General features: G+C 44.7%; 10 protein-coding genes and 1 pseudogene. 5 read left to right on the top strand and 6 right to left on the bottom strand.

The window, feature by feature from the left end:
• Window positions 1-27: 27 nt before the first annotated feature.
• From KCV09_RS14425 to KCV09_RS14405, 5 genes are all read right to left on the bottom strand, one after another.
• Entirely contained in the window at window positions 28-1,617 is a 1,590-nt protein-coding gene (locus tag KCV09_RS14425; protein WP_025095861.1) for a peptide chain release factor 3, read from the bottom strand.
• Between the two features lie 175 nt (window positions 1,618-1,792).
• Window positions 1,793-3,877 (bottom strand): bifunctional diguanylate cyclase/phosphodiesterase, encoded by a 2,085-nt coding sequence (locus tag KCV09_RS14420; RefSeq protein ID WP_151965720.1) that lies wholly within the window; start codon window positions 3,875-3,877, stop codon window positions 1,793-1,795.
• Window positions 3,878-4,155: 278 nt separating this feature from the next.
• A complete protein-coding gene (ilvC, locus tag KCV09_RS14415; protein WP_004940573.1) occupies window positions 4,156-5,172 on the bottom strand; it encodes a ketol-acid reductoisomerase in 1,017 nt (338 codons plus the stop codon).
• 32 nt (window positions 5,173-5,204) lie between these two features.
• Window positions 5,205-5,696: an acetolactate synthase small subunit gene (gene ilvN, locus KCV09_RS14410; RefSeq protein WP_004940575.1), complete on the bottom strand. Its 492-nt coding sequence runs from the start codon at window positions 5,694-5,696 to the stop codon at window positions 5,205-5,207.
• Complete coding sequence (locus KCV09_RS14405; RefSeq protein ID WP_004940576.1) at window positions 5,696-7,420, bottom strand: acetolactate synthase 3 large subunit; 1,725 nt, start codon at window positions 7,418-7,420, stop codon at window positions 5,696-5,698. The genes ilvN and KCV09_RS14405 overlap by 1 nt, the downstream gene beginning before the upstream one ends.
• A gap of 437 nt (window positions 7,421-7,857) precedes the next feature.
• On the opposite strand from KCV09_RS14405, the pseudogene KCV09_RS16365 reads away from it, so the two are divergent.
• Window positions 7,858-8,034, top strand: a pseudogene (locus tag KCV09_RS16365) (DUF4124 domain-containing protein); the annotation flags it as partial.
• Here the strand turns inward: KCV09_RS16365 and KCV09_RS16360 are convergent.
• Window positions 8,007-8,222, bottom strand: coding sequence for a hypothetical protein (locus tag KCV09_RS16360; RefSeq protein ID WP_228301564.1), 216 nt, complete (start codon window positions 8,220-8,222; stop codon window positions 8,007-8,009). The pseudogene KCV09_RS16365 and the gene KCV09_RS16360 sit on opposite strands and share 28 nt — an antisense overlap.
• Window positions 8,223-8,437: 215 nt before the next feature.
• Here KCV09_RS16360 and leuS point away from each other — a divergent pair, with 215 nt between their 5' ends.
• The 4 genes from leuS (at window position 8,438) to KCV09_RS14380 (ending at window position 14,060) form a co-directional block, all read left to right on the top strand.
• Window positions 8,438-11,059: a leucine--tRNA ligase gene (leuS, locus tag KCV09_RS14395; RefSeq protein WP_151814865.1), complete on the top strand. Its 2,622-nt coding sequence runs from the start codon at window positions 8,438-8,440 to the stop codon at window positions 11,057-11,059.
• Window positions 11,060-11,086: 27 nt separating this feature from the next.
• The gene (locus tag KCV09_RS14390; RefSeq protein WP_004940589.1) at window positions 11,087-11,602 is read left to right on the top strand and encodes an LPS-assembly lipoprotein LptE; all 516 of its coding nucleotides are present in this window, start codon (window positions 11,087-11,089) and stop codon (window positions 11,600-11,602) included.
• A gap of 15 nt (window positions 11,603-11,617) precedes the next feature.
• Window positions 11,618-12,613, top strand: coding sequence for a DNA polymerase III subunit delta (holA, locus tag KCV09_RS14385; RefSeq protein ID WP_151746615.1), 996 nt, complete (start codon window positions 11,618-11,620; stop codon window positions 12,611-12,613).
• 100 nt (window positions 12,614-12,713) lie between these two features.
• On the top strand, window positions 12,714-14,060 hold the full coding sequence (locus KCV09_RS14380; protein ID WP_151814864.1) for a MacA family efflux pump subunit: 1,347 nt from the start codon (window positions 12,714-12,716) through the stop codon (window positions 14,058-14,060).
• Window positions 14,061-14,062 lie beyond the last annotated feature (2 nt).

Genomic DNA, 14,062 nt, shown 5'->3' with positions numbered 1-14,062 from the left:
CTGTTTAGACGCTGTTTTTTACATTATTTAGTGTTCTCGTGTATTTCGGAACTGGATATCAGGCCAGCGTTCCTGCATCAGTTGCAGATTGACCCGACTTGGTGCCAAATAAGTTAAGTGTCCACCACCATCGACCGAAAGTTGATCGTGAGCTTTTTTCTTGAATTCGTTAAAAATCTTTTCATCATCGCAATGCACCCAACGCACGGTGTTCACGCTGATCGGCTCGTAAATACAATCGACTTTGTATTCTTCTTTTAAACGATATGCCACCACATCAAACTGTAGCACCCCTACTGCCCCCACAATCAGATCATTACTGATTTGTGGCATAAAGACCTGTGTTGCGCCTTCTTCTGACAGCTCTTTTAAGCCTTTTTGCAACTGCTTAGATTTAAGCGGATCTTTAAGACGTACACGGCGGAACATTTCAGGCGCAAAGTGCGGAATACCGGTAAAATGCAGTTTTTCACCACTGGTAAAGGTATCCCCAATCTGGATGGTACCATGGTTGTGCAAACCAATAATATCGCCCGGCCAAGCCTCTTCCAAATGCTCACGTTCGCCTGCCAAAAAGGTTAGTGCATCTGAAATCCGCACGTCTTTACCCAAGCGCACATGATTCATTTTCAGGCCTTTTTCATATTTACCCGAACAAATTCGCATAAAGGCAATCCGGTCACGATGTTTCGGATCCATATTGGCCTGAATCTTAAATACAAAGCCACTAAATCCTTCTTCAGTCGCCTCGACGGTACGCTCTTGGGTAGGATGTGCTTTTGGTTCTGGTGCCCACTGAATAAAGGCATCCAAAACATGATCGACTCCAAAGTTGCCAAGTGCGGTACCAAACAGTACAGGTGTTTGTTTACCTTGCAAGAACAGCTCACGGTCTAACGGTTCGTTGGCCATTTGTACCAGCTCTAAAGACTCTTCAAAAGAGGCCCAAGCCAGCTCACCCACTTTTTCACGGATATCGGCGTGATCATAGCCATCACGAATTTCAATATCGGTAATGGTCGAACCAAAGCCCGCTTTGTACACATAAAGCTTGTCTTCAAGCAGGTTATATACACCTGCAAAGTCGCGTCCCATACCCAGTGGCCATGTGATCGGTACACAGCGGATATTTAAAACGCTTTCAATTTCATCGAGTAGCTCAAGCGGTTCGCGAATTTCACGGTCCATTTTGTTAACAAACGAAATGATTGGCGTATCGCGCATACGACACACTTCCATCAGTTTAATGGTTCGTTCCTCAACCCCTTTGGCACCGTCAATCACCATCAGCGCCGAGTCGACAGCCGTTAGAGTACGGTAGGTGTCTTCCGAGAAATCTTCGTGTCCCGGTGTATCCAAAAGGTTAATGGTGTGCTGCTTAAATGGGAATTGCATCACCGAGGTGGTAATCGAGATACCACGCTCTTTTTCCATTTCCATCCAGTCGGAGGTTGCAGAGCGATCTGATTTACGGCTTTTGACCATACCCGCCACCTGAATGGCCTTACCCCATAACAGCAGCTTCTCTGTCATGGTGGTTTTACCCGCATCGGGGTGGGAAATAATTGCAAAAGTACGTCGTGCGTTTACTTCACGCGCAAGTTGTTCTTTAAACATGAAAGATGTCTTCAATCTAAATTCAGCAGGCCATCAAACGTACGTCCGGCACAAGACTGAAATGTGGGAATTCGAAATTGTCGCAATTGTAGCAGATTTGGCAGCTAATTTAATGCTTGTTGATATCTTCTAGGTTATCCACAGAAGAATCTATCCATAAGGTATTGCATGCGTACTACAATGAATGAACTGTCTGAAAATCGGCTGTTGCCACTTGAGAGATTAACTGCGCTACAGGCATAGGTCTGCCCAGTAAATAACCTTGTAGCTGATGACAGCCGAGTCGAATTAGAATGTCGGCCTGTAACTGAGTTTCAACGCCTTCTGCTGTCACATACAACCCGAGTTTTGTCGCCAGATGAATAATACTGTCCAAAATGACCTCTTCTTTGGAACCGTTAGTCAAATGAATAATAAATCCACGGTCAATCTTTAATTCATCTACTGGCAAATCTTTTAAGTACAGAAAACTCGAATGGCCTGTACCAAAGTCATCAATCGCAATTCGGATTCCTAATGCACGAAGTTGTTCAAAGGTCGAAATACTTAAGTCGATATGCCGCATCGCGGTTGACTCGGTAATCTCGATCGTCAGGTGATTGGGCCGGATGCGGTATTTTTTGATTAAGTCTTGTAGTGTCTTGACCAGATGTTTATTTTCAAACTGAATGGCCGATAAATTGACTGCAATTGGATATAACGCTGTACCTTGTGTTTCCCACTCTTGAATTTGCTTACAGGCTTGCTCGAGTGCCCAGTAACCCATCGGAACAATCAAGCCAGTTTTTTCAGCACCATCGATAAACATATGCGGGCTAAGCAGTCCAAAACTAGGATGCTGCCATCGAATCAATGCTTCAACACCACAAATTTTAAGCGTGGTGTCATATTTGGGCTGATAGAACAACACAAATTGTTTTTCTTCAACAGCCTTATACAGGTCATTAATTAACTTGGATTGACTGCGTGTTTCATTTTGCTCACTCGAATAGTTAAAAATCGAGTAGGTATTCCGGCCTTGATCTTTGGCCATGACCATGGCGATATCGGCATTAATGAGCAAATCTTGCATGTTGTGCCCATGTTCTGGATAAATCGCAATCCCAATACTGCCCGAGATATTAATTTCTTTACTGGTGATCTGGTAGGTTTCTTGCAAATGTTTGAGAACATCTTCTGCGATTTTTGCAACTTGGCGGGTTGTTTTATTTTCGATAATCAGTAGGAACTCATCGCCTCCAATCCTGAGCAACTTCCCATTTTCATCGAGCTGCTCTTGAATGCGATTGGCCACCTGAATCAGTAATTGATCACCCACATGGTGGCCAAATGCATCATTGATCGACTTAAAGCGATCTAGATCCAGATATAAAAATGCAATTTTTTCATGTTGCTGGTGCGGGTCTGCAAATCGGTCTTTAACATAGTCCATCAAAAACAAACGATTGGGCAATTTAGTTAAATTATCATGTACAGCTAAATTGGCCAGTTCGCGGTTGAGTTTAAGCAATGCCTTATTACGCTCTTCAAGACGCAACTCCAACACGGCCACGCAATAACCCGCCACCAATACCAAACTGGTAATAAAAATAATCGTAAATAACAGCAAATCATGACTGGTCTGATTCAGCGCAGTGCCGCTAGTCAAACCTTTATCGATAAACATCGTGGCAGTCATGCCGGTATAATGCAAACCGACAATCGCAAGTGCCAAGGTGGTTGCGGCAGCAAGTTGCAGGTACACTTTATTTTTTTGCGCGTTTTTATATTTAAAGATCAATAAAAAGGCAAGTCCTGACCCGCTAATCGCGATCAATACCGAAAACACCACCAATAACGGATCATAGTCGATGGTGTAATGTTCGAGTATCAGTCCCATCATGCCAGTATAATGCATACCGGAAATGCCCAAGCCCATAAGCACCGAACCAATTACCAGACGTGCAATCGGCAGGGTTTCACGAGTAATTAACCAGATTGCAAAGGTCGATGCCACAAAAGCAATCAGATAAGAAACCAGCGTTAAACTCGGATCAAAATAATATGGTTTGGGTAAATGGCAAGCCAGCATACCGACAAAATGCATGGCCCAGATCGCAAGACCAAGGACCAGACCACAGCCCAGCATAATGATCTTTTCATAAGGTAAATAACGTTTTTTAAAAATTAATTGTTGCAAAGAGATTGCGACAAAGCAGATTATCACCGCCAGAACAATAGAACCGATGACAATGGTACTGTCGTAATCAACATGTTCCATAAAGGACTTCCATGATTATTTATTAAACTGCTTGCTGTTTTTAGAGTGTTAGGCAACAACAACGCATCATTATTATTGTTAATCCGACCCACACGATCACTTATGATTCTAACATTAAAGCGCTTCTTTACTATTCGTAAATCCACCTTTTTTTATTTTAAAAATCAATGAAATAAAACACGTTATTTAATTATTATTATGAATCAATTCACATTATCCAATTAAAAAGGTAAAAAAAATCCCGTCTCAAGACGGGATTTTTTTACCAAAAAGAAAAATTAGTTTTTCTCTTTGTCTACGATTTTGTTGGCTTGAATCCACGGCATCATTGCACGTAATTTCGCACCTGTTACTTCAATACCGTGTGCAGCATTTTGACGGCGACGCGCAGTCATAGAAGGATAGTTCAACGCACCTTCCTGAATGAACATTTTCGCGTATTCGCCAGATTGAATACGTTTAAGTGCATTACGCATCGCTTCGCGAGACTGTTCGTTGATTACTTCAACGCCAGTTACGTATTCGCCATACTCCGCATTGTTTGATACCGAGTAGTTCATGTCCGCAATACCGCCTTCGAACATCAAGTCTACAATTAACTTAAGTTCGTGCAAGCATTCGAAGTATGCCATTTCTGGTGAATAACCCGCTTCAACCAAAGTTTCGAAGCCCATTTTAACCAGTTCAACTGCACCACCACAAAGTACCGCTTGCTCACCGAACAAGTCAGTTTCAGTTTCTTCACGGAATGAAGTTTCGATAATACCGGTACGGCCACCACCAACACCAGAGGCATAAGACAATGCAACGTTACGTGCATTACCTGAAGCATCTTGATGGATTGCGATCAAATCAGGTACACCTGAACCGCGCTGGAATTCAGAACGCACTGTATGGCCTGGTGCTTTTGGTGCAACCATGATCACGTCAAGATCTTTACGTGGAACAACTTGGTTGTAAAGAACAGAGAAACCGTGTGCAAATGCTAAAGTTGCACCTTCTTTGATGTTTGGCTCAATCACATCACGGTAAAGTTGTGACTGGAACTCGTCCGGAGTCAAAATCATCACCAAGTCAGCTTGTTTCACAGCTTCAGGCACTTCTGCAACTTTTAAGCCAGCATTTTCAGCTTTTTTCCAAGATGCTGAATTTGCACGCAGACCAACAGTCACGTCTACACCAGAATCTTTTAGGTTTAGCGCATGCGCGTGACCTTGTGAACCGTAACCAATAATTGCTACTTTTTTGCCTTGGATGATTGATAAGTCACAATCTTTATCGTAAAAAATTTGCATCTGTTTTCTCCGCTAAAATACGTTAATTTGGTTTAAATACTTAATACTTTTTCGCCACGCGCGATACCCGAGACACCTGAGCGAACCACTTCTAAAATGGTATTTTCAGCTAAGGCATCAATAAATCCATCGAGCTTATCTGTCGTCCCTGCGATCTGGATGGTATACGTGGTCGGTGTCACGTCGACAATTGCGGCGCGGAAGATATCCGCTGTACGCTTGATTTCCGCACGTGCTGAACCCAAGGCTTTAACCTTGATCAACATCAGCTCACGCTCAATATGTGCGCCTTCTGAAAGATCAACCACTTTGACCACTTCAACCAGCTTATTTAGCTGCTTGGTGATCTGTTCGATTTTGTGATCATCACCATAGGTGGTCAGGGTTAAACGCGATAAGGTCGCATCTTCTGTTGGTGCAACATTCAAGGTTTCAATGTTGTAGCCACGTTGACTAAATAGCCCGACTAGACGTGAAAGCGCACCAGCTTCGTTCTCAACGAGTACCGAAATAATGTGTCTCATTAAATGCGCTCCCCTTTAGAAATCCACATATCACGCATCGACTGACCCGCAACCAACATTGGATAAACGTGCTCAGTACGATCAACCATGACATTGATAAACACACATTTATCATTGATGGCCATGGCCTCTGCAAGCTTAGACTCTAACTCATCGGCATGATCAATCTGAATACCAACATGACCATAGGCGTCCATCAGCTTGGCAAAGTCAGGTAAAGACTCGACATAAGAGCTTGAATGACGACCTTCATAGTTCATATCCTGCCACTGTTTAACCATCCCGAGGGCACGGTTATTGAGGCACAGAATCTTCACGTTTAAGCCATATTGCTTACAGGTCGAAAGTTCCTGAATACACATCTGGATCGATGCTTCGCCTGTAATACACACCACGTGCTGATCAGGACAAGCCAGTTTGGCTGCCATCGCATACGGCAAGCCAACGCCCATGGTGCCAAGACCACCCGAGTTGATCCACTGACGCGGACGCTTGTACTTGTAATACAGTGCGCCAAACATCTGATGCTGCCCAACGTCTGAGGTGATAATCGCTTCACCATCAGTCGCTTTATAAAGCGCCTCAACCACCTGTTGTGGCTTCATTTCACCGTTTTGCGCGGCTTGATATTTCAATCCGTGAACTTTGCGCCACTCATTGATTTGCTCCCACCACTCAGCCATCGCTTCTGGGTTTGGCTTCGACACATTCAGCTGCTTAAGCTGTGTCAGCATTTCCTGAAGAACTGGCTGTACCGCACCCACAATCGGGATATGCGCCATGATGGTTTTTGAGATGGCCGCCGGATCGATATCAATATGAATGACTTTGGCATTCAAACAGAACTTGGCCGGATTATTGGTCACACGGTCATCAAAACGTGCACCAATTGCCAAGATCACATCGGCATTATGCATGGCCATATTGGCTTCATAAGTACCGTGCATGCCAAGCATACCCAAGAATTGCGGATCATCACCCGGAAATGCACCCAAGCCCATCAAGGTATTGGTTACAGGGAAACCCAGCACACGTGCCAGTTCTCGGAGCGATTCAGATGCATTGCCTTGTACCACACCACCACCGGTGTAAATCACCGGACGCTTAGCGGTTAATAGCTCATCTACAGCTTTACGAATTTGACCCGAATGGCCGCGAGAAGGTGGCTGATACGAACGCAGCTTGACCTTTTCTGGATATTCATAGGCAAATTTTTCAGCAGGATTAGTCACATCTTTTGGAATATCAACCACGACCGGACCAGGACGACCCGATGAAGCGATATAAAATGCTTTTTTAATAATTGCAGGAATTTCACTTGCATGACGGACTTGGAAACTGTGTTTGACGATTGGACGGGAAATTCCCACCATGTCTGTTTCCTGAAAGGCATCTTCACCAATAAGATGTGACGCAACCTGTCCCGATAGAATGACCATCGGAATAGAGTCCATATATGCAGTTGCAATTGGAGTTACGGTATTGGTTGCCCCTGGGCCAGACGTGACGAGTACAACACCAGTTTTTCCGGTTACACGCGAATAGGCATCAGCCATATGACCAGCTGCTTGCTCGTGGCGTACCAGATAGTGATTGATTTTGTCTTGTTGAAAGAGCGCATCATAAATATGTAAAACTGCGCCGCCTGGGTATCCAAAAACGTGCTCAACGCCCTCATCCGCGAGTGCGCGAACGAGCATTTCACCACCAGATAAAAGTTCCAACGTGATTCACCCTAGTCTTTATCACTATTTATGGGAGGCACAAATAGTGTTCATTCATTTACTGTCTGCATTGTTATAGCACACATAGTTCCAAGTTTTTGCTGCAATAGGAAAAATTTCTGAGCTCACAACCGTTTGAGTTGTTACAGCATCGTAGAAGAACTGTTGGGATAAACAGCACTTGGACAAAATCATTTTCTCGGCTAGAGAAAATGTCCATTGCAAACCATGTCATTTAGTCGAAGGGTGATCGAATAAATGCATATAAAACTAAAGCAAGCATTTTTTATGTTTCGACCTACAAAGTCAAGTTTTAAAGTACATTTTTTGGCATTAATTTAAACCTGAATAATTTTTAAACAGTTTTCGCAATCATCTCCTGCACAGGATTTATTTTCGCTCTCGATCAAATATGCTATTAATACTCGATATGATGCATGGTCGAGTGCGCTGAAATGCAAAAAATAAAACAAAATCACCTTTCAATCATGATGTCCCTAGTGCTACTTAGCAGCGTTGCTTTTACGACTAACACGCTTTACGCACAAAGCTATTATAAGTGGATCGATGCTCAAGGTTCGACCCACTACACCAAAACGCCACCGCCCAAAGGTGCAAAAAAGCAAGGCAAAGTAGATACGTACAGCTCAACATCCAGCACCTCTGCTGCTACATCAAGCCGTTCGACACCGCCAACACCTACTACAAATACAGCCACATCATCACTTGGGAGTAATTCAAGCCCTGCCAGTACGCCAGCCACCGCACCTGCTATCTCTAGCGAATCATCAAAGCGCGACATCACTGATCGCAGCAATCTCACCATGAAAACACCGGCTCGCACACCGTCAAGCAGCACTTTTTAAACGAGGTCTGTTCAATTATTTTCAGATCGCTTTGCAAGTTTTTACGCATCTGCCTGAAAATACCTGCCCACATGATTCACTTCTTTATGGGTTTTGCGCTATGCTGTGCAGCAATATTTTTTAACTTCATTTTGTTGTTGCCAATACATTTATGACTACCGCACACATTGACGCCGAATATCAAGCCAATGCGATCGAATCTCAGGTTCAAAACGACTGGGAAAACCGCAAAGCATTTAAAGTCGCAGACACTGTTGAAGGAAAACATCGTTATATCCTGTCGATGTTTCCATATCCAAGTGGCAAACTGCATATGGGTCACGTGCGTAACTACACCATTGGCGACGTGATCAGCCGTTTTTATCGCCTCAAAGGTGAAACGGTACTGCAACCTATGGGCTGGGATGCGTTTGGTCTTCCTGCCGAAAATGCAGCTATTGCACATCAAGTCGCACCGGCAAAATGGACGTTTGAAAATATTGCCTACATGCGCGACCAACTGAAAAAACTCGGTTTATCGATTGACTGGGACCGCGAATTTGCCACCTGTACACCAGAATACTATCACTGGGAACAGTGGCTCTTTGTGCAGTTGTATAAAAAAGGCCTGATTTATCGCAAGCTCTCTACCGTCAACTGGGATCCGGTAGATCAAACCGTTTTGGCCAATGAGCAAGTTGAAAATGGTCGTGGTTGGCGCTCGGGCGCTTTGGTTGAAAAGCGCGATATTCCGATGTATTACTTCCGCATCACCGATTATGCACAAGAACTGTTAGATGATCTTGATACGCTCAAAGATGGCTGGCCGCAACAGGTCTTAACCATGCAGCGTAACTGGATTGGTCGCTCAACGGGCATGGACATCACATTCCCATCGGCTAACCCAGAAATTTATGCCGATGCTTTAACAGTTTATACCACACGTGCCGATACGCTGATGGGTGTGACCTATGTAGCGGTTGCCGCAGAGCATCCAATGGCGCTTAAAGCAGCCGAGAATAACCCTGAATTGGCGGCATTTATTGAAGAATGCCGTATGGGCTCGGTTGCCGAAGCCGATTTAGCCACCGCTGAAAAGAAAGGCATGTCGACTGGTTTATCGGTTAAGCATCCGGTCACAGGTGAAACCCTTCCGGTTTGGATTGCCAACTATGTGTTGATGTCGTATGGCTCTGGTGCTGTGATGGCTGTGCCTGCTCACGACGAGCGTGATTTCGAGTTTGCCAATAAGTTCAATCTACCGATCAAGCAAGTGATTGATGCCAAAGGCGCAGATGATGCTGAGTATTCGGTAAACACGTGGCAAGAATGGTACGGCTCTAAAGATGGAATTCTGGTCAACTCTGGTGAATTTGATGGATTGCAATTCCAAGCAGCATTTGATGCATTCCTTGCAAAATTAGAACCACAAGGTTTAGCAAATTCGAAAGTTCAGTTCCGTTTACGTGACTGGGGTGTATCACGCCAGCGCTACTGGGGCTGTCCAATTCCAATGATCAACTGCGATAGCTGTGGTCAGGTTCCGGTTCCAGAAGAGCAGTTACCTGTGGTATTACCGACCGACGTTGTTCCAGACGGATCGGGTAATCCACTCAATAAAATGCCTGAGTTTTACGAAACGACTTGCCCATCGTGTGGTGGTCATGCGCGCCGTGAAACCGATACTCTCGATACTTTTGTTGAGTCATCTTGGTATTATGCACGCTATGCCTCTCCTGACTTTACCGGCGGAATGGTCAAACCAGAAGCAGCGCAAAGCTGGTTACCGGTCAATCAATACATTGGTGGCGTAGAACACGCGATTTTGCATTTGTTATATGCGCGCTTCTTCCACAAACTCATGCGTGATGAAGGCGTGGTTCAAGGCGATGAGCCGTTTACCAATCTACTGACTCAAGGTATGGTGCTGGCCGATACATTCTACCGCGAAAGCGAAAGTGGCAAAAAAACCTGGTTCAACCCTGCCGATATCATGCTTGAACGCGATGAAAAAGGCCGTATTGTCTCTGCCAAATACAGTGGCGACGGACAAGAAGTGGTGATTGGCGGACAAGAAAAAATGTCTAAGTCCAAAAATAACGGCATTGATCCACAAGCGATTATTGATCAATACGGCGCAGATACTGCACGCGTGTTTATGATGTTTGCTGCCCCACCTGATCAATCACTCGAATGGTCAGATGCAGGCGTAGAAGGTTCTAACCGTTTCTTAAAGCGTGTTTGGCGCCTTGCGACTGGATTCTTGGAAAAAGGCTATGCGCAGGCAGCAATTGCTGGCGAGCTATCTAAAGATGCACAAGACTTGCGCCGTAAAACGCATGAAACCATTCAAAAAGTGGGCGATGATATTGAGCGCCGTCATGCATTTAATACCGCCATTGCAGCCTTGATGGAATTACTCAATGCCACCAGCAAATTTGAAGTTCAAACTGCTGACGATGCTGCTGTTGCGCGTGAAGCTATTGAAACCTTGCTGACCTTGCTGGCACCATTTGCACCGCACTTGAGTCAGACCTTACTGGCAGAATTCGGCATCGACTTGATTTCAGCACAATTCCCAACGGTGGATGAGTCTGCATTGACACGAAATACACAAACCATCGTTGTACAAGTCAATGGTAAACTTCGTGGTAAGTTGGAAGTGTCGGTCGAAATTTCTAAAGATGAGCTGTTGGCACAAGCCAAAGCGTTACCGGAAATTCAGCAATTTTTAACAGGTCCAACCAAAAAAGAAATTGTGGTGCCAAACAAACTGGTTAACCTAGTGGTTTAATTCTAACAAGCGTCAAGAGGAACAAGCATGCACTTAGTTCAACGTTTAGCAGCAGTTGTTTTAACTTTAGGTCTAAGTGCAGGCTTGGTCGGCTGTGGATTTCATTTGAAAGGAATGAATCCATCTGCCAGCCCGATGGCTTACACTAAAATTCAGTTGGCTTTACCAGCCAATACTGAGGAGCTAGAAAAGCAGTTGAGTGTTTATCTCACTGCGTCTGGCGCACAAATCAGTCAGGCCAATGATGCCTATGTGCTTCGTGTACTCGATTACACCCCGCGCAGACAGCTTCTGAACGGTAAACTCACTGAGGTGCTGCTGCGTTTGACTGTGACTTTCCAAATTGAAGATCGTCAAGGTCATGCGCTGACAGAACCAAGAACCATTACCGCAACACGTAACTATCAATACGATGTGGCAACGGTCAACACCGACAACCAGCAAGAGATTTATCTGAACCATATCATTGTCGATGATGTGGCACAGCAAATTGCTCGTCAGATTTCAAACAATCGTTTACCTCAGGTCACTGCTCAGCCTTAAGGCTGTATCATTCATATGAAACTGGATTACTTACAAGCACTTAAGCGGGTCGACGAAGCCCGTGGTGCTTGGATTGTTCACGGTCAGGAGCCTTTGCTTGAGCAAAATCTACTTGATGCCTTTCGTAAGAGCTGGCAGGCGCAAGAGATCGAGCGGCAGCGTTATGACATTGGCAGCGTGAATGACTGGAAAAACGTGTTTAATGGTTTAAATAGTCTATCGCTTTTTTCGCAGCAACTGGCAATTGAAGTGCATGGCAACATCAAGCCCGATGCCAACGGTATCAAGCAACTCAAAAGTTACTTGCAGCACAATGAGCATAATCTGCTGCTGGTGGTATTGCCTAAACAGGATGCCTCAAGTCTAAAGTCATCTTTTTTTCAAACGGTTGAAGCCAATGGCGTGATTGCGCATTTGAGCGCACAGTATCCACAAGATCGTCAGCGCATTCTGGCAAAAGAAGCAGAAAAAATTGGGATACAACTGGATCAGGATGCTTGGACATGGCTGATGCAGCACCACGAGCATAATCTGCTTGCGGCTAAAAACAGTCTCATGCGCGTAAGCGATACCTTCCCCGACCATCAACTGATTCAAATTGAACAGTTGTATGCCTGCCTACAAGATCAATCACGTTATACCACCTACGATTTAAGTGATGCCATGTTACGTGGCAATCTGGCGCAGTCAGTCAAAATCTTTCAATATCTGATTGGTGCGGGAGAACCCCATAGTCTGATTTTGTGGACATTAAGCAAAGAAATGCGTTTGCTGATGCAGCTCTTTGAACAACCGCAAAATGCATTACAATTGGGGATCTGGAAAACCAAAGTATCGGATTATCAGCAGGCACTGCGTCGCTTAAATCCGCAGTGTTTTTTAAACTGGCCTGCCTTATTGTTACGTATCGACAGTGCCATTAAAGGTATGTCGGATGAAAATCCCGAGCACTTGATTTTACAGGCGCTGGCTGAATTATGTGGTACTTCGCTGTTTGCCCAACCAGCCTGATGAATGTATTTGATTGAACTAAATTAATAAAAATATTCACGTTTTATTCTCATTTCACTTCTATACTAGCGCCAGTCCTTCTTACTTTGCCTGTATCGCTATGCCTAAAATAAAACCATCTAGACTTGTGATTATTGCTATTGGTATTGTGCTGATTGCCCTTTTGGCTTGGTTCTTTTTGAAACCTAAGCAACAGCAACCGCAGTACATCACCGAAACAGCAAACTACGGTAATCTTGAAAATACGGTACTGGCGACCGGTACACTGGATGCCACTAAACTGATTAGTGTCGGTGCACAGGTATCTGGTCAGGTGAAGAAGATGTACGTTCAGTTGGGCGATGAAGTGAAACAAGGGCAACTGATTGCGCAAATCGATTCGACCACGCAGGAAAACAGTTTAAAAACCGCAGATGCCAATATTCGTAATTTAGAAGCTCAGCGTTTACAACAAGAAGCCAATCTGAATGAGGCACAGTTGGCGTATCGTCGTCAGCAACAAATGTTTGCACAAGATGCCACGTCTAAAGCCGAACTTGAATCTGCCGAAGCCAGCTACAAAACGGCTCAAGCTCAGATTAAAGCGATTAATGCGCAAATTGAATCGGCTAAAGTGACGCGTTCGACGGCACAAACCAATATCGGATATACCCGCATTGTGGCGCCGACCGATGGAACGGTAGTGGCCATTGTGACGGAAGAAGGTCAGACGGTAAACGCCAACCAGTCGGCTCCAACGATTGTGAAAATTGCAAAATTACAGAACATGACGATTAAAGCCCAAGTCAGCGAAGCCGATATCATGAAAGTGGAAAAAGGCCAGCAGGTGTATTTCACAACTTTAGGCGATGACAAAAAGCGCTATGCAACACTACGTCAGATTGAACCGGCACCAGACTCAATTTCTAGTGAATCCACTTCATCTAGTAACTCATCTAGTTCAAGCAGCAGCACCGCAATTTATTATAACGCACTGTTTGATGTACCCAATGAAGATGGCAAATTACGTATTGATATGACAGCTCAGGTCTATATTGTTTTAGATTCGGTCAATCATGCCTTACTGGTCCCGTCTTCTGCCTTGTCGACACGCTCAGCAAATGGTCAGGGTCCATCGAATCGTAATAAAAATGCTGCTGCATCTTCGGCGACAGCCAGCCATAAAAAAGACAAAACTGATGCACCTAAACTCGAACGCCTGAACTTAACCGCAGAGCAAAAGCAGGCAGTCGAAGCAGGAAAAGCCACCCTCAGTGTGGTGCGTGTATTAAATGCAGATGGCACGGCGCAGCCAAAACAAGTATTGATTGGTATTAACAACCGAGTCAGTGCACAGGTCTTGGCAGGGCTTAAAGCAGGTGATCAGGTGGTGATTGCTGACAGTGCAGATACCTCAGCTGCTAACGCCAATAGTGGTAATCGTCGTCGTGGACCAATGGGATTCTAAGC

The sequence above is a fragment of the Acinetobacter soli genome, assembly GCF_018139125.1.
In the GTDB taxonomy this organism is placed as follows: Bacteria; Pseudomonadota; Gammaproteobacteria; order Pseudomonadales; family Moraxellaceae; genus Acinetobacter; species Acinetobacter soli.
The sequence above is the reverse complement of the archived record's forward strand: the minus strand, read 5'-3'. Positions and strand labels throughout refer to the sequence as shown.